Below are 14,153 nucleotides of genomic sequence, written 5' to 3' on the forward strand. Positions count from 1 at the left end.
CCAGGCCATGAGCAGCAGTGTCGTGAACGGCGGCATCTCCTTCTGGTACGCGGACGACGGCTTCCCCGAGGCGCGGGAGCCGCTCGGCGGTGACGCGTCGGCGGACGTGGTGATCGTCGGCGGCGGGTACACGGGACTGTGGACGGCGTACTACCTGAAGAAGGCCGTGCCCTTCCTGCGGATCACCGTCCTGGAGCAGAAGTTCTGCGGCTACGGCGCTTCCGGGCGCAACGGCGGCTGGCTCTACAACGGCATCGCGGGCCGCGACCGGTACGCGAAACTCCACGGCCACGAGGCCGCCGTACGCCTGCAGAGGGCCATGAACGACACCGTCGACGAGGTCGTCCGGGTGGTCGGGGAAGAGGGCTTCGACGCCGGGCTCCACAAGGGAGGCGTCATCGAAGTCGCGCGTAACCCCGCGCAGTTGGCGCGGCTGAGGGCCTTCCACGAGCACGAGTTGTCGTACGGCGAGAAGGACCGTGAGCTGTACGGCGCCCGGGAGACGGCCGAGCGGATCCGGGTCGCGGACGCGGTCGGGTCGTCGTGGACGCCGCACGGGGCGCGGGTGCACCCGGTGAAGCTGGTGAAGGGGCTCGCGGCGGCCGTCGAGGCGCTGGGCGTGACCGTTCACGAGCAGACGCCGGTGACGGAGATCCGGCCCAAGCACGCGGTCACGCCGTACGGCACCGTCCGCGCGCCCTATGTCCTGCGCTGCACCGAGGGCTTCACCGCCGCGCTGAAGGGCCAGAGGCGGACCTGGCTGCCCATGAACTCCTCGATGATCGCCACCGAGCCGCTGACCGACGAGCAGTGGGCGGCGATCGGCTGGGAGGGCGGCCAGACGCTGGGGGACATGGCGCACGCCTACATGTACGCGCAGCGCACCGCCGACGGGCGGATCGCACTGGGCGGGCGCGGGGCGCCGTACCGCTTCGGTTCGCGCACCGACAACGACGGGCGGACGCAGGCGGCGACGGTCGAGGCGCTGCGGGAGATCCTCGTGGGGTTCTTCCCGATGCTGGCCGGGACGCGGATCGCGCACGCCTGGTCGGGGGTGCTCGGTGTGCCGCGGGACTGGTGCGCGTCGGTGACGCTGGACCGTTCGACGGGGATCGGCTGGGCGGGCGGCTACGTCGGTTCGGGCGTCGCCACCGCCAACCTGGCCGCCCGGACCCTGCGCGACCTGGTCCAGCAGGACTCCGGGCAGGGCGGCCGGACCGAGCTCACCGAACTGCCGTGGGTCGGTCACAAGGTGCGCAGATGGGAGCCGGAGCCGCTGCGGTGGCTGGGCGTGCAGGGCATGTACGCCACGTACCGCACGGCGGACCGGCGCGAAGTCATCAGTCACAGTGCGGAGTCGTCCCGGCTGGCACGGTGGGCGGACCGGATCGCCGGACGGCACTGACCTTCTCGAGGCCGGGTTCTTCTCGAGGCCGGGGTCTCACGGCTCCAGGACCACCTTTCCGGTCGTGCCGCGGGTCTCCAGCGCCCGGTGCGCGGCGGCCGCCTCGGCGAGCGGGAAGCGCTGTACGGCGGGGGTGAGACGGCCCGCGGCGGCTTCGGCGAGGGCGCGCAGTTCGAGGGTGCGGAGGGGGTCGGGGCCCGCCTTTTGGAGCATCACGGGGCCGAGGACCTGCTCGGAGACGCCCTCGACGAGGTACGGCTGTCCGTCGTGGATCCCCTCGCCGGACCAGCCGAAGACGATGTGCCGGCCCTGGCGGCCGAGAAGGGCGACGCACTCGCGGGCGACCTCTCCGCCCACGCCGTCGAAGACGACCGTGGCGGGCCGGCCGCCGAGGAAGGCGCGGACCTTCCCGGGCCACGCTGAGTCCTTGTAGTCGACGGCGAGATCGGCGCCGTTGGCGTGCACCTGTGCCGTTTTCGACGGTCCGCCCGCGAGGCCGATGACGGTCGCTCCGGCGTTCTTCGCATACTGCACGAGCAGCGTGCCGATGCCTCCGGCGGCCGCCGGGATCACGGCCACCGAGTCCGGGCCGAGCTCGGCGAACTGCACGATCCCCATCGCCGTACGGCCCGTGCCGATCATGGCGACGGCCTGGGCGAAGTCGAGGTTCCCGGGGATCTCGTGGACGCGGTCGACATCGGTGACGGCGAGTTCGGCGTAGCCGCCGGGGGCGAAGCCGAGGTGGGCGGTCACGCGCTTGCCGAGCCACAGCCCGGCGACGCCGTCACCGAGGGACTCGACGACTCCGGCGACCTCGCGGCCGGGGATGGTGGGCAGCGTGGTCGGCCCGGGCAGCGGTCCCTGCTGCCCCTCGCGCAGGGCGGTGTCCAGGAGGTGGACACCGGCCGCGCGTACGGCGATACGGACCTGGCCGGGGGCCGGTGCCGGGTCGTCGGTCTGCTCGTAGGTGAGGTTCTCGGCGGGGCCGAAGGTGTGCAGGCGGATGGCGTGCATGGAAAAAACTCCCTCTGTAGGCAGGGGCTCTGTCGGTAGGACACCCACCCTCCGACCTCAAGCATGCTTGAGGTCAAGGGCGTTCCTGCCGAGTGCCAGCGATACGGCGGTGAGCGCGCTGGTGAAGGAGACCTCCGAGAGCACCCCGGGCGCCGCGACCTGGTCGCCCGCGAGATAGACGCCGTCGCCCCGGTCGACGGCCGGCCGGTCGCGCCAGTTCGTGCCGGGCAGGTCGACGGCTCCCGTACGGCCGTTCGCGACGGACTCGCGCCGCCAGGTGACGCGTTCGCGCCAGCCGTCGAAGGCGAGATCGAGCAGCTGCTCGGCGCGCGCGACCCCGTCCGCCCTGGTCTCGTGCGGGGCGATCGGGATCTGCCCCTGGAGGAGTTGTTCGCCCGCGGGTGCCAGGGTGCGGTCCTGGGCGGTGAACCGTTCGATCCAGCCGGGGGAGTCGAGGTCGGAGACGGCGAAGGCGTCACCCCGCCGGGTGCGCAGGGCGAGGTCGATCAGTGCCGTACGGCCGCTCGGCCAGGTCAGCGAGTCGTCGCCGAGGAGCCGGCGGGCGGCGTCGAGGGAGGTGGCGACGACGACCGGGGTGTCGGTGGGCAGCGTGTCGACGCGGGACAGGGTCTCCATCCGGACGCCCAGGTTCCAGGCGCGGGCGGCCATCCGGTCGACGACCGTGGCCCAGCCGCCGCGCGGGTAGTGCGCCTCGGGCGGCAGCTTGGTGGCACGCCGCAGCCGTTCCTGCACGAACGCGGCGGACAGGGAGCCCGGGTCGTGATGGAACAGGGCGACGGCGGAGTAGTGGGCGGCGGCACGGGCGCCCTCCTCGCCGGCCTGCCCGGTGGCCCAGGACATGAAGTCCACGTCGACCGGAGCCTGTTGGGCACTGCGGCGCAGCAGCTTGAGCATCGCGAAGGGCGGGGTGCGGCGCAGTGCGCCCTTGTGCCTCAGCCGCAGCCGGGCTCCCTCCAGAGGGGGGAGCGGTGCGAGGGGTCCGATGAGGTCGCGCTGCCGGAGCCAGGACCAGTGCGGGCCGCCGTTGTAGAGAGCGTGCGGGCCGTCGTTCGTGCGGTACGGCCCCTCGGCGGTCCGGGCCCGGCCGCCGAGCGTGTGATGGGCCTCGTACACGGTGACCTTGGCGCCCGCCTCGGCGGCGGAGATCGCCGCGGTCAGCCCGGCGAGGCCGCCGCCGATGACGGTGATGCGGTGCATGGCTGGGGTCTCCCTCTGCTCGGGGGTGGGGTCCGTCGTCGGTATGACTGATGGAGGGCACCGGAATGTGACATCGGGGCTGTCTGTGCAGGTCAGGGGGATTGTCAGTGGTGGGGTGCAGGATGGGGGCATGGCGAGGAGAGCGACGGTTGCGGCAAGCGGGTCCGGTGGTGCCGGCGGTGGCGGTGGTGCGGGCGGCTCGCGGGTGAAGGGGGCGCGGCGGCCGGAGGTGCGGCTGCCACCGCTGGAGCCGCACGGGGGAGAGGGGCTGGAGCCGGACGGGGACTACGACGGGCTGGAGTTCCTGGAGGCGGACTTCGCGGGGCAGGACGGGGCGGGGGCCCGTTTCATGGACTGCGCCCTGAGAAGCTGCGCGCTGGACGAGACCCGGCTCCACCACGCCCGCTTCCTCGACTCGGTCCTCACCGGTATACGGGGCGTGGGCACCGACCTGGCGGAGTCGACCCTGCGCGACGTCGAGCTGATCGACGCCCGCCTGGGCGGAGTGCAGTTGCACGGCGCGGCCCTGGAGCGCGTCGTCATCCGAGGCGGCAAGATCGACTATCTGAACCTGCGCACGGCCGTCCTGAAGGACGTCGTCTTCGAGAGCTGCGTCCTGGTGGAACCGGACTTCGGCGGCGCGCGGCTGGAGCGCGTGGAGTTCGTGGACTGCACGCTCAAGGGCGCGGACCTCACGGCGGCGACCCTCAAGGACGTGGACCTGCGCGGCGCCGCGGTACTGGAGATCGCCCGGGGCATCGACCGGCTGGCCGGGGCGGTGATCAGCGCGTCACAACTACTGGACCTCGCACCGGCGTTGGCGGCGGAGGTGGGGATCAGAGTGGAGGGATGAGGTGGGACGCGGCCCCCGCGCCCTCTCTTCCGACTCTTCCGAGCCGGCGCTCTCCATGATCACTCAACCCTCGGGAACCGAGCCTGGAGTGTCCAGATCGCCGGGTTCTCGCCCAGGTCGTCGTGGAGGTCGATCAGGTCGGCAATGAGGTCGTGCAGGAAGTCGCGGGCCTCGCGGCGCAGCTCCGCGTGGGAGAAGGTGAGCGGGGGCTCCTCCACCGGCATCCAGTCGGCCTCGATGTCCACCCAGCCGAACCGGCGCTCGAAGAGCATGCGGTCGGTGGACTCGGTGAAGTCGAGCTCCGCGTGCTGGGGACGGGAGGCGCGGGAGCCCGCCGGGTCGCGGTCGAGGCGTTCCGCGATGTCGCACAGCGCCCACGCGAAGTCGAGCACCGGCACCCATCCCCAGGCTGTGGACAGTTCCCGGTCCTCCTTGGTGTCCGCGAGATAGACGTCTCCGCAGAACAGGTCGTGCCGCAGCGCGTGGACGTCCGCGCGGCGGTAGTCGGTCTGCGGCGGGTCCGGGAAGCGGTTGGAGAGGGCGTAGCCGATGTCGAGCACGTACGAGATGGTGTCACGAGGCCTCTCATAGGATCACCGAGTGCCCCGATCCGCGCCGCTCGTCCCCACCGCCCTGCTCCTCGCGGGAGCCCTCGCCCTCACCGCGTGCGGCGGCGGAGTGCACGGCACCCCCGGCGGCTCCGGCCTGCGCGACCCGTACTTCCCGAAGGCCGGCAACGGCGGCTACGACGTCACCCACTACGACCTCGACCTCGCCTACGACCCGGACACCGCACGTCTCTCCGGCACCGCGACCCTCACCGCCCGCGCCACCCAGGACCTCTCCGCGTTCAACCTCGACCTCGACGGCCTGGACGTCAAGAAGGTCACCGTCGGCGGCGACGGGGCCCGCTGGAACCGCGCCGGCCAGGAGCTGACCGTACGCCCGCACGACGACCTCGACGAGGGCAGCGCCTTCCGCGTGACCGTCGCCTACTCCGGCACCCCCAAGTCGATCACCGACCCGGACGGCACCGAGGAGGGCTGGCTGCCCACCGAGGACGGCGCGGTCGCCCTCGGCGAACCGAACGGCTCGATGGCCTGGTTCCCCGGCAACCACCACCCCTCCGACAAGGCGTCCTACGACCTCACGATCACCGTGCCCGAAGGCCTCCAGGCCGTCTCCAACGGCGAGTTGACGGCGAGCAGAACCAGCGGCGGCCGTACGACCACCACCTGGCACACCGCCGAACCCATGGCGAGCTACCTCGCCACCCTCGCGATCGGCGACTACGACATCCACCGCACCACCACCCCCGACGGCCTGCCCGTGTACACGGCGGTGGACCCGGCGGAGGCGGCCGCGAGCCGGAAGGTCCTGGCGCAGATCCCGGCCGTGATGAAGTGGGCGCAGGACACCTTCGGCCCGTACCCCTTCTCCTCCACCGGCGCGATCGTGGACCGCGAGGGCGACTCCGGCTACGCCCTGGAGACCCAGAACCGCCCCTTCTTCCCCGGCGCCCCCGACACCGGGACCCTCGTCCACGAACTCGCCCACCAGTGGTACGGCGACTCGGTCACCCCGAGGACCTGGCGGGACATGTGGCTCAACGAGGGCTTCGCGACCTACGCCGAATGGCTGTGGGCCGAGGACCACGGCGGCGACAGCGCCCAGAAGACCTTCGACGCCCTCTACGACCACGGCGAGGACGTCTACAAGGACCTCTGGGACTTCCCTCCGGGCAAGCCGTCGAGCGCCGCGCACCTCTCCGACAGCCCCGTCTACCAGCGCGGCGCGATGGTCCTGCACAAGATCCGGCAGCGGCTCGGCGACACCGCCTTCCGCGCCCTCCTCCGCGACTGGCCCACCACCCACCGCCTCGGCACCGCGGACACCGGCGACTTCACGTCGTACGTCGAGGACCTCGCCCCCGACGAGGACTTCGGCCCGATCTGGGAGGAGTGGCTGTACGGGGACGGGAGGCCGGAACGGGCGTAGCCGGGCGGGGCATGGCCCGGTCAGCCCTCCGGCAGCGGCTTGCGCAACACCGAGCAGGGGCGCCCGTGTTGCAGGTCGGGGCGGTGGTCGATGACCTCGTACCCGAGGGCCGTCCAGAAGGCGAGGGCGCGGTCGTTGCCGTCGAGGACGGCGAGGCGTACGGCGGTACGGCCCCCGGTGCGGAAGCGGTCCTCGACGAGGGCGGCGAGCCGACGCCCGTAGCCCTGCCGGTGCACCCCCGCGTCCACCATCAGCAGCCCGATCCACGGATCCGGGTCGGCCGGGTCCGGGTGCCGGGCCAGCGTGATGGCGATCCCGACCAGCCGGCCCTCACTGCGCGCCAGCAGCACCTCCGCGTCCGGATGCGCGAGGTCGTCGGCCAGCGCCGCCGCCACCTGCTCCGGCCGGATGTCCTCCGGGTCCGGGAAGTCCCCGCTGAGGGCCATGAAGTCACGGTTGGCGGCGTACAGGGCGGTGAGTTCGGTCAGGAGGGGCGCCGGGATGTCGTGGTCGGGGGTGAGGGGGAGGGGGGTGAGGAGCATGCGGGGCAGAGTAGTTGAGGCTTACGGCTGTGGCTGCGGCTGTGAGGTCTGGTCCTTGTAGCGCGGCAGGTCGTCCGTGGAGATCGTCCAGTCGCCGATGGTGACGTCCTCGCCGTAGACGAAGTCCTTGCGGGTGGCGTAACGGGGGCCGGCGACGATCTCCATCGGCATGGTCTTCTCCAGTCGCTTCCGGAGCCCGAGCCTCGTCAGCTCGTGGGGGCCGTTGGGCGCGATCATGTCGTGGACGATCCCTGCCCTGGTGATCTCGAACTTGCCGGGGAGGACGTCGTCCATGGCCTGAACGACCTCCCGCATGGCTCGGTAGACATGGATCGCCACGTTCATGGTCAGAATCCGAGATAGGTGATCTGAACGATGTAGACACGCTCGCTGCGCAGGACGACCTGGTATCGGAACCAGCCGCCGGAGACGATGATCTCGCCGCCCTTCGGGTCGATCCCCCGATGGGCTCGGCCGTGGAGATGAAGGGTTTCGGCTGCCCTGACCAGTTCGTCGGCCCGGCACGAGACAGTGGCCAAGAAGTCTGCCGGGGCGGAGCGGGCGGCTTCTTCAGCGCCGAAGGCGTACTCCCACTTCCAGCTCACTCGCGAACTGCCTTCAGCGCCTCCTCAAGGACCCTGCTCAGCTCTCGGAGGGCCTCCTGCGCAATGGCTGGATCCTCGTGTTCCAGGTTGTTCTCCGCCTGGGTGTAGCGGCTGGACAGGTCCGGGCGCCGGGCGATCTCGATGTCCCTGGCCCAGATCTGGACCCAGCTCTGCACCGGGCTGAGGGACTGCCATTCGACAGCTTTGGCGAAGGCCTCGTCCTTCATGGCCTGCATTTCGTCAAGACGACCCGGAGCGACCACGGCAAGGGCTGCACGCAGGGCGTCCGGCGTCAGCTCGGGACGGGGGATCAGCTCGTGCCCATGGTCGGCCTGAGTGCTCATGGTGTCCTCCAGAGAGTGCCCCGCCCAGCGTACCGAGGTGAGCTGGAGGGGACGCGACTGAGCGGTCTCAGGTGGCGGTGGCGGTGGCGGTGGCGACGGCAGTGCGGCAGTCACGGCAGATTCCTGGAGTCGGTGAGCGGAAGACGCGGGTGCAGCCGTCGCAGTCCTGGAACGGGTGCCGTACATCCGGGGGTGGGGCCGGAGACCGGTATGGGGGGAGGGGTGGCAGCTCAGCGGCGAGGCGGTGGGCCAGGAAGGCTGCCGGGCGGTACAGGGGCTCTGCGGGGAGGCGCGCGGTCAGGGCGTCTCGTACGGCGGTGGGTGTGAGGTCCCGTTCCAGCCAGGCGGCCACTCCCGGAGCCAGGTGTTCCGTGTCGGTGGCCGAGAGGAGCAGGCGGGGGTCGTGGCGGCGGAGGCCGGCGAGGAGGTCGGTGGCCTGTTGGAGGAGGGCGGGGGCGGGGTAGCCCGGCTGCGGTACGGCGGGGAGGAGTCTCTTGCGGGGCGGCGGCTGCCGGTGCTTCGGAGCAGCGGGGGTGTGGCTTTCGGCGGCCCGGCCGCGGTGACCCGGCTGGTTGCAGGAGACCGTGCGGGTGATGATGCGGCCGCCGGGGAGGCGTTCGCGGGTGCGGCGGAGGTAGCCGTGGGTTTCCAGTTCCCGTAGGGCGGCGGCGATACGGTCCCTTCCCTCGGGGAACCGGTCGGCGAGGCTCTTGATGTCGACGCGGGCCTCGGCGGGGAGGGACTGGATGTACAGGGCCAGCCCTCTGGCGACGAGCGAGAGCTCGGCGTGTTGGGCGAGATGGTTGCCGATCACCGTGAAGCGGGTGGTGTGGCGGGCGTTGTCGTGGATCAGGCCACCCGCGTGGGGGTGGTTTTTGTCCGCGGTACGGGACTGGGCGCGCGTCGGCGCGCTAGTGTTTTGGGTGTCCATCGGGAAGGGGCTTTCTTCCTTGGTGGTCAGGCCCTCGCATTGGGATGCCAGTCCCGGCGAGGGCCGTTGCATGTCTGCGGTTGTGTTGCGCCGACTGTAGGGCAGGCAACCGGGGCGAAATCCAGCTGAGTTGGTGATGTTCACCCGCGCGGGTGAGCTGTGCCGCGGGGCGGGAGGAAAGGTGGGGCTTGGTTGGGGTCCTTTCTCCCAGGGGTTCTTTATGAAAGACCGCCCACGTCACCGAAGCCCGGGTTTCCGGACGTCGGTGAGACGTCGATTTCCGCCCACACCGTCTTGCGGGGGCGGGGCCCCGGCGCGACACCCCATCGGTCGGCGAGCGCGTCCACGAGCACGAGACCTCGGCCCGACTCTGTTTCCGGTGCGGGGAGTTCGGTGCGTGGCAGACGGTCGCCCCGGGTGTCCGTGACCTCGATGCGCAGGGTGCCGCCGACGACGTAGAGCGTGAGGCGGAAGTCGCGCCCCGGTACCCGGCCGTGTGTGGACGCGTTCGCCGCCAGCTCCGCCACGATGTGCTCCGCCGGGTGCAACGGGAGTCCCCACTCGCGGAGTTGCTCGACTGCCAGCAGTCGGGCCAGACGGGCTCCGCGGGGCGTGGGGGACAGCATGACGCTGAAGTTCCGGATGACGGCGGTTTCTTGATTCACGTCACTCAGCGTGGCCGTGACTGCTTACCGTGAACAGTGACGATGCCGGTACGTACGGTGACTGTCCGGAGCTTGTCCGGTCGTGTCCGGGCTGTCGGGGGCGGTCGTCGGGGTAGGGCGTCGCGGGTATGGACTTACGGCGGAGGGGCGCGGAATGAGCGTGGACGGCGAGGCGGTCGAACCAGGGTGGGAGGTCGACCCCGACGACGAGTGGGGTGTCGCGGTGATCGCCACGGTGGGTCGCCAACTGAAGTTGCGGCGCGAGGCGGTGGGGATGCGGGCCGCCGAGTTCGGGGAGGCGGTCGGGTATGGGGAGGACCTGGTCTACAAGGTCGAAGGTGGGAAGCGGATTCCTCGACAGGAGTATCTGGACAGGGCCGACGAGGTGTTGGGGGCGGGCGGGCTCATCGCCGCGACTTGGGAGGACGTCAAGAAGGTCCGGTATCCGAAGAGGGTGAGGGAACTGGCCAAGTTGGAGGGACAGGCCGTTGAGATCGGCGTCTACGAGTCCAACAGCGTCCATGGGTTGGTGCAGACGGCAGAGCATGCTCGGGCTCTCTTCGAGGCGGCGCAGCCGCCGTACTCGCAGGACGACGTGGACCGGATGGTGGTCGCCCGTTTGGCCCGGCAGTCAGTCTTCGATCGTGACCCGGCTCCGTCCATCCACTTCGTGTTGGAGGAGGCGGTCGTACGTCGGCCGGTTGGGGGCACAATGGTGTGGCGACAGCAGCTCGAACGTCTGCTGGAGGTGGGGAGGTTGCGCAGCGTCACGCTTCAGATCATGCCGACGAGCAGCGACGCCCACCCGGGCCTGGACGGCAAGATCGAGCTGCTGAAGTTTTCGGATGGAACGGCAGTGGGGCGTTCGGACGGCGCCTTCAACGGCCGCCCCATCACGGACCCGAAACAACTCCGCATCCTTGAACTGCGGTATGGCACCATCCGGGCTCAGGCACTCCCGCCACGGGAGTCGCTGGCCTTCGTCGAGCAACTGCTGGGAGAGACATGATCCGCAAGTCCGCTGCTGGGGACGCCTCCGAGCTGGTGTGGTTCAAGAGCAGCTACAGCAGCGGCACGGACGGCAACTCCTGCGTCGAGATCGCCACCACCCCCGACACGATCCACGTCCGCGACTCCAAGAACGCCCCCACCGGCCCCCGCCTCGCCCTCACGCCCGCCGCCTGGACCGCGTTCGTCTCACAGGCGTAAAGACAGAACACCGGAGCCCCCGGCCGACAAGACCAGGGGCTCCGGCTCAGCGCAGCGAATCGCAGCGCGTGTCAGACGTTGACGCCGAAGTCCGTCGCGATGCCCACCAGGCCGGACGCGTAGCCCTGGCCCACCGCGCGGAACTTCCACTCCGCGCCGTTGCGGTACAGCTCGCCGAAGACCATCGCCGTCTCCGTGGCCGCGTCCTCGGAGAGGTCGTAGCGGGCGATCTCGGCGCCGCCGGCCTGGTTGACGATGCGGATGTAGGCGTTGCGGACCTGGCCGAAGTTCTGCGAGCGGTTCTCCGCGTCGTAGATCGAGACCGGGAAGACGATCTTGTCGATGTCGGCCGGGAGGCCGGCCAGGTTGACGTTGATCGCCTCGTCGTCGCCGGCGCCCTCGCCGGTGCGGTTGTCACCGGTGTGGACGATGGTCTGGTCCGGGGTCTGCTTGTTGTTGAAGAAGACGAAGTGACCGTCCGAGTAGACCTTGCCCTCCGTGTTGACCGCGATCGCGGAGGCGTCGAGGTCGAAGTCCGTGCCGGTGGTGGTGCGGACGTCCCAGCCGAGGCCCACGGTGACGGCGGTCAGGCCCGGAGCCTCCTTGGTGAGCGAGACGTTGCCACCCTTGGACAGGCTTACAGCCATGGTTTGGGAGTCCTTCCCTCGTTTTTGTACGGCAAGTACGGGCTTGAAGTTACAGCTACCCCTATGAACGCCGCGAGGGGCGCCGAAGGTTCCCCGTGTCTTTACTTTCTTTACCAAACTGAGGGCGGCCACCCGGGGATATTCGGGTGACGTGGACCGGACAGAGCCGGGAACATGGACCCCATGTCCGGTCCCCACGTCATCCGCGGCTCCGTCTCGCTCCCCGAGGCCGAGCTCATGTGGCGTTTCTCGCGCTCCTCCGGCCCCGGTGGCCAGCACGTCAACACCAGTGACTCCCAGGTGGAGCTGCGCTTCGACCTGGCCCGCACCGAGTCCCTGCCCGACGTGTGGAAGCAGCGGGCGCTGGACAGGCTGGCCGGGCGGCTCGTCGACGGCGTCGTCACCGTCCGCTCCTCCGAGCACCGTTCACAGTGGCGCAACCGCGAGACCGCCGCCGTACGCCTCGCCGCGCTTCTCGCCGAAGCCACCGCGCCGCCGCCCAAGCCGCGGCGGGCGACGCGCATCCCGCGCGGGATCAATGAGCGGCGGCTCCGGGAGAAGAAGCAGCGCTCGGACACCAAGCGGGGGCGGCAGGGGCGGGACTGGGGATAGCCCCGGCCCAGCGGCGCGTCATCAACAGACCTGCGCGTGTCACATCTCCCCCGTCCCATCCGTCAACTCACCGACGGCCAACGACGGCGAGAGCGGTGACCCATGGGCGACGACGATTTCGACGACGACTTCCTGGCCGAACGGTTCGAGGCGCACCGGGGGCAGCTGCGGGCGGTGGCGCGGCGGATGCTCGGGTCGGGGGCCGAGGCCGAGGACGCGGTGCAGGAGACGTGGGTGCGGATGAGCCGGTCGGACACCACGCACGTCGACAACCTCGGTGGCTGGCTGACGACCGTCGTGGGCCGGGTCTGCCTCGACATGCTCCGCTCCCGCAGGTCCCGTGCCGAACAGCCCCTGGAGCCCGAGGCACCGGTACCGGCCACCGTCGCCGATCCCGAACAGGACGTCCTCCTCGCCGACTCGGTCGGCACCGCCCTCCTCGTCGTCCTCGACACCCTCACCCCCGCCGAACGGCTCGCCTTCGTCCTCCACGACCTCTTCGCCGTCCCCTACGACGAGATCGCCGGCGTCATCGGCAAGTCCCCGGCGGCCACCCGCCAGCTCGCCAGCCGGGCCCGGCGCCGGGTGCGGGGCGCCCAGGCCACCGACACCGATCAAACGCGTCGGCGTGAACTCGTCGACGCCTTCCTCGCCGCCGCGCGCGACGGTGACTTCGACGGGCTGCTGGAGGTCCTCGACCCGGATGTCGTGGTGCGCACGGAGGTCGGGGTGACGACGGGGGCCCTGGCCGTGGCCAAGGGGGCGACGAGTTACTCGCGGCACATCGTCGGCGTCGCGGTGCCCGTTCTCGTCGAGGGCCGTACCGGCATCGCGCTCCTGCGGGACGGCCGCGTGGAGCGGACGCTGGCGTTCACGTTCGTACACGACCGGATCGCCGTGATCGACATCACCACGGACCCGGTCCGGGCGGCCCGGCTGGAGATCACTTTCGTCTAGTCGAGGCTCAGCACCCCGACGGTCTCACCGTCGCTCAGCTCCCCGGTCCGGCGGAAACCGAGCCTCAGGTAGAACTCCGCCGGGCCGTCGTCGCCCTCGTGCCAGGTGACGTACAACTCCTTCGTGCCCCGGCGGCGCAGCTCCGCGGCGACGGACTCGACGGCGAAACGGCCGTAGCCCTGGCCCTGGGCGTCGGCCGCGATGTTCAGCCGCCACAGGCCGGAGCGGACGACGGTGCCGCCGTCGGCGCGCCAGTCGATGTCGAGGAAGGCCATCAGGAAGCCGACCGTGCGGTCACCGTCGACGATCAGACGGGGCCAGGCGACGCCCGCGGGATGCACGTAGGCCTCGGCGAGGGACTGCACGACCGGGGAGACCGCGAATTCCTGCTCGGGGCGGACGCGTATGCCGGTCGCCGTTTCGAAATTCCCGGGTGTGATCTCTTCGAGGCGGGGTGCGAATGTCATCCGGGGACCTTATGCCGGAGTATCGGTGCCCGGCCACGGAATTCATCCCAGGTGGCGGTACCTGCCCCGGAAATAGGTCAGTGGTCCGCCGTCCGCGCTCGGCACGTCGGCCGTCAGGACGCGGCCGATCACCAGGGTGTGGTCGCCGGCCTCCACGCGCTGTTCGGTGCGGCACTCCAGGGTGGCGAGGGCGCCGCCCACCAGAAGGGCCCCGGTGGCCTTGCCACGGACGTAGGGGATGTCCTCGAACAGGAGGCGGTCGCTGATGCGGCCCTTCATGGCGAAGCGGCCGGCGATGTGGCGCTGGCTCTCGGAGAGGACGGAGACCGCCCAGTGGGGCTGCTCGTCGAGCAGGTCGTCCATGCGGGAGCCCGTGCGCAGGCTGACCAGCACGAGCGGCGGATCCAGGGAGACCGACAGGAACCCGGTGGCCGTCATGCCGACGTCCTCGCCGCCGGGTCCGTCGGCGTCGAGCGGGGGCTCGAACGCGGTCACCAGGACCACGCCCGCGGCCAGCCGGGACATGGCGGCGCGGAACTCGTCGTTGCTCACCCCCACAGCATGCCCGGAAGCGGGCGGAGGGATCATCGGGGCGGTGGCGGAGGGAGTGTTCGGCACGCCGGAAACGCTAGTGTCCGGTCCGTGCGCCGCGCATCGGGCCTTCGTCCGAGGCGGGACCTAGGTCT

The 14,153-nt window shown here is 70.8% G+C and carries 19 protein-coding genes; 7 read left to right on the forward strand and 12 right to left on the reverse strand.

Translation table 11 applies throughout. From position 1 onward, the window contains the following. Positions 1-7: 7 nt before the first annotated feature. Complete coding sequence (locus tag ACIBJB_RS41925; protein ID WP_398939191.1) at positions 8-1,405, forward strand: NAD(P)/FAD-dependent oxidoreductase; 1,398 nt, start codon at positions 8-10, stop codon at positions 1,403-1,405. Between the two features lie 36 nt (positions 1,406-1,441). Here the strand turns inward: ACIBJB_RS41925 and ACIBJB_RS41930 are convergent, their stop codons facing one another. After that, complete coding sequence (locus tag ACIBJB_RS41930; protein ID WP_398939193.1) at positions 1,442-2,419, reverse strand: zinc-binding dehydrogenase; 978 nt, start codon at positions 2,417-2,419, stop codon at positions 1,442-1,444. A gap of 57 nt (positions 2,420-2,476) precedes the next feature. Next, positions 2,477-3,637: an NAD(P)-binding protein gene (locus ACIBJB_RS41935; RefSeq protein WP_398939195.1), complete on the reverse strand. Its 1,161-nt coding sequence runs from the start codon at positions 3,635-3,637 to the stop codon at positions 2,477-2,479. Between the two features lie 130 nt (positions 3,638-3,767). Between ACIBJB_RS41935 and ACIBJB_RS41940 the strand changes: the two genes are divergently transcribed. Further along, a complete protein-coding gene (locus ACIBJB_RS41940) occupies positions 3,768-4,490 on the forward strand; it encodes a pentapeptide repeat-containing protein (protein ID WP_398939197.1) in 723 nt (240 codons plus the stop codon). 59 nt (positions 4,491-4,549) lie between these two features. On the opposite strand, the gene ACIBJB_RS41945 is transcribed toward ACIBJB_RS41940, so the two are convergent. Further along, on the reverse strand, positions 4,550-5,050 hold the full coding sequence (locus tag ACIBJB_RS41945) for a hypothetical protein (protein WP_398939199.1): 501 nt from the start codon (positions 5,048-5,050) through the stop codon (positions 4,550-4,552). A gap of 40 nt (positions 5,051-5,090) precedes the next feature. On the opposite strand from ACIBJB_RS41945, the gene ACIBJB_RS41950 reads away from it, so the two are divergent. Next, the gene (locus ACIBJB_RS41950; RefSeq protein ID WP_398939201.1) at positions 5,091-6,488 is read left to right on the forward strand and encodes a M1 family metallopeptidase; all 1,398 of its coding nucleotides are present in this window, start codon (positions 5,091-5,093) and stop codon (positions 6,486-6,488) included. Between the two features lie 20 nt (positions 6,489-6,508). Here ACIBJB_RS41950 and ACIBJB_RS41955 read toward each other — a convergent pair whose 3' ends face one another. The 6 genes from ACIBJB_RS41955 to ACIBJB_RS41980 form a co-directional block, all read right to left on the reverse strand. Then, positions 6,509-7,030, reverse strand: coding sequence for a GNAT family N-acetyltransferase (locus tag ACIBJB_RS41955; RefSeq protein ID WP_398939203.1), 522 nt, complete (start codon positions 7,028-7,030; stop codon positions 6,509-6,511). A 21-nt stretch (positions 7,031-7,051) separates the two neighbouring features. Continuing rightward, on the reverse strand, positions 7,052-7,375 hold the full coding sequence (locus ACIBJB_RS41960; protein WP_398939205.1) for a hypothetical protein: 324 nt from the start codon (positions 7,373-7,375) through the stop codon (positions 7,052-7,054). Positions 7,376-7,377: 2 nt separating this feature from the next. Continuing rightward, complete coding sequence (locus ACIBJB_RS41965) at positions 7,378-7,569, reverse strand: hypothetical protein (protein WP_398939207.1); 192 nt, start codon at positions 7,567-7,569, stop codon at positions 7,378-7,380. A 62-nt stretch (positions 7,570-7,631) separates the two neighbouring features. Then, complete coding sequence (locus ACIBJB_RS41970) at positions 7,632-7,979, reverse strand: hypothetical protein (RefSeq protein ID WP_398939209.1); 348 nt, start codon at positions 7,977-7,979, stop codon at positions 7,632-7,634. Positions 7,980-8,046: 67 nt separating this feature from the next. Beyond that, on the reverse strand, positions 8,047-8,910 hold the full coding sequence (locus ACIBJB_RS41975) for a helix-turn-helix domain-containing protein (protein ID WP_398939211.1): 864 nt from the start codon (positions 8,908-8,910) through the stop codon (positions 8,047-8,049). A 218-nt stretch (positions 8,911-9,128) separates the two neighbouring features. Further along, positions 9,129-9,575, reverse strand: a complete 447-nt coding sequence (locus ACIBJB_RS41980; protein ID WP_398939213.1) for an ATP-binding protein — start codon at positions 9,573-9,575, stop codon at positions 9,129-9,131. A 154-nt stretch (positions 9,576-9,729) separates the two neighbouring features. Between ACIBJB_RS41980 and ACIBJB_RS41985 the strand changes: the two genes are divergently transcribed. Next, positions 9,730-10,584, forward strand: coding sequence for a helix-turn-helix domain-containing protein (locus ACIBJB_RS41985; RefSeq protein WP_398939215.1), 855 nt, complete (start codon positions 9,730-9,732; stop codon positions 10,582-10,584). Next, positions 10,581-10,784 (forward strand): DUF397 domain-containing protein, encoded by a 204-nt coding sequence (locus tag ACIBJB_RS41990; RefSeq protein WP_398939217.1) that lies wholly within the window; start codon positions 10,581-10,583, stop codon positions 10,782-10,784. The genes ACIBJB_RS41985 and ACIBJB_RS41990 overlap by 4 nt, the downstream gene beginning before the upstream one ends. A 71-nt stretch (positions 10,785-10,855) precedes the next feature. On the opposite strand, the gene ACIBJB_RS41995 is transcribed toward ACIBJB_RS41990, so the two are convergent. Beyond that, the gene (locus ACIBJB_RS41995; RefSeq protein ID WP_062044736.1) at positions 10,856-11,431 is read right to left on the reverse strand and encodes a TerD family protein; all 576 of its coding nucleotides are present in this window, start codon (positions 11,429-11,431) and stop codon (positions 10,856-10,858) included. A gap of 183 nt (positions 11,432-11,614) precedes the next feature. Between ACIBJB_RS41995 and arfB the strand changes: the two genes are divergently transcribed. Both arfB and ACIBJB_RS42005 read left to right on the forward strand, forming a co-directional pair. Beyond that, positions 11,615-12,043, forward strand: a complete 429-nt coding sequence (gene arfB / locus ACIBJB_RS42000; RefSeq protein WP_062044734.1) for an alternative ribosome rescue aminoacyl-tRNA hydrolase ArfB — start codon at positions 11,615-11,617, stop codon at positions 12,041-12,043. A gap of 102 nt (positions 12,044-12,145) precedes the next feature. Then, on the forward strand, positions 12,146-13,000 hold the full coding sequence (locus ACIBJB_RS42005; RefSeq protein WP_398939220.1) for a sigma-70 family RNA polymerase sigma factor: 855 nt from the start codon (positions 12,146-12,148) through the stop codon (positions 12,998-13,000). On the opposite strand, the gene ACIBJB_RS42010 is transcribed toward ACIBJB_RS42005, so the two are convergent. Further along, entirely contained in the window at positions 12,997-13,467 is a 471-nt protein-coding gene (locus ACIBJB_RS42010) for a GNAT family N-acetyltransferase (RefSeq protein ID WP_398939222.1), read from the reverse strand. The two genes, ACIBJB_RS42005 and ACIBJB_RS42010, sit on opposite strands and share 4 nt — an antisense overlap. Before the next feature lie 42 nt (positions 13,468-13,509). Beyond that, positions 13,510-14,085: a flavin reductase family protein gene (locus ACIBJB_RS42015; protein WP_398939224.1), complete on the reverse strand. Its 576-nt coding sequence runs from the start codon at positions 14,083-14,085 to the stop codon at positions 13,510-13,512. Positions 14,086-14,153 lie beyond the last annotated feature (68 nt).

It is taken from the genome of Streptomyces sp. NPDC050759, from assembly GCF_044456945.1.
Lineage (GTDB): Bacteria > Actinomycetota > Actinomycetes > Streptomycetales > Streptomycetaceae > Streptomyces.

Bases quoted from the DNA above. Each gene is read 5' to 3' on its own strand.
- ACIBJB_RS41925 (WP_398939191.1), top strand. From the start codon at position 8: ATGAGCAGCAGTGTCGTGAACGGCGGCATCTCCTTCTGGTACGCGGAC.
- ACIBJB_RS41930 (WP_398939193.1), bottom strand. From the start codon at position 2,419: ATGCACGCCATCCGCCTGCACACCTTCGGCCCCGCCGAGAACCTCACC.
- ACIBJB_RS41935 (WP_398939195.1), bottom strand. From the start codon at position 3,637: ATGCACCGCATCACCGTCATCGGCGGCGGCCTCGCCGGGCTGACCGCG.
- ACIBJB_RS41940 (WP_398939197.1), top strand. From the start codon at position 3,768: ATGGCGAGGAGAGCGACGGTTGCGGCAAGCGGGTCCGGTGGTGCCGGC.
- ACIBJB_RS41955 (WP_398939203.1), bottom strand. From the start codon at position 7,030: ATGCTCCTCACCCCCCTCCCCCTCACCCCCGACCACGACATCCCGGCG.
- ACIBJB_RS41960 (WP_398939205.1), bottom strand. From the start codon at position 7,375: ATGAACGTGGCGATCCATGTCTACCGAGCCATGCGGGAGGTCGTTCAG.
- ACIBJB_RS41970 (WP_398939209.1), bottom strand. From the start codon at position 7,979: ATGAGCACTCAGGCCGACCATGGGCACGAGCTGATCCCCCGTCCCGAG.
- ACIBJB_RS41975 (WP_398939211.1), bottom strand. From the start codon at position 8,910: ATGGACACCCAAAACACTAGCGCGCCGACGCGCGCCCAGTCCCGTACC.
- ACIBJB_RS41985 (WP_398939215.1), top strand. From the start codon at position 9,730: ATGAGCGTGGACGGCGAGGCGGTCGAACCAGGGTGGGAGGTCGACCCC.
- ACIBJB_RS41990 (WP_398939217.1), top strand. From the start codon at position 10,581: ATGATCCGCAAGTCCGCTGCTGGGGACGCCTCCGAGCTGGTGTGGTTC.
- ACIBJB_RS41995 (WP_062044736.1), bottom strand. From the start codon at position 11,431: ATGGCTGTAAGCCTGTCCAAGGGTGGCAACGTCTCGCTCACCAAGGAG.
- arfB (WP_062044734.1), top strand. From the start codon at position 11,615: ATGTCCGGTCCCCACGTCATCCGCGGCTCCGTCTCGCTCCCCGAGGCC.
- ACIBJB_RS42005 (WP_398939220.1), top strand. From the start codon at position 12,146: ATGGGCGACGACGATTTCGACGACGACTTCCTGGCCGAACGGTTCGAG.
- ACIBJB_RS42010 (WP_398939222.1), bottom strand. From the start codon at position 13,467: ATGACATTCGCACCCCGCCTCGAAGAGATCACACCCGGGAATTTCGAA.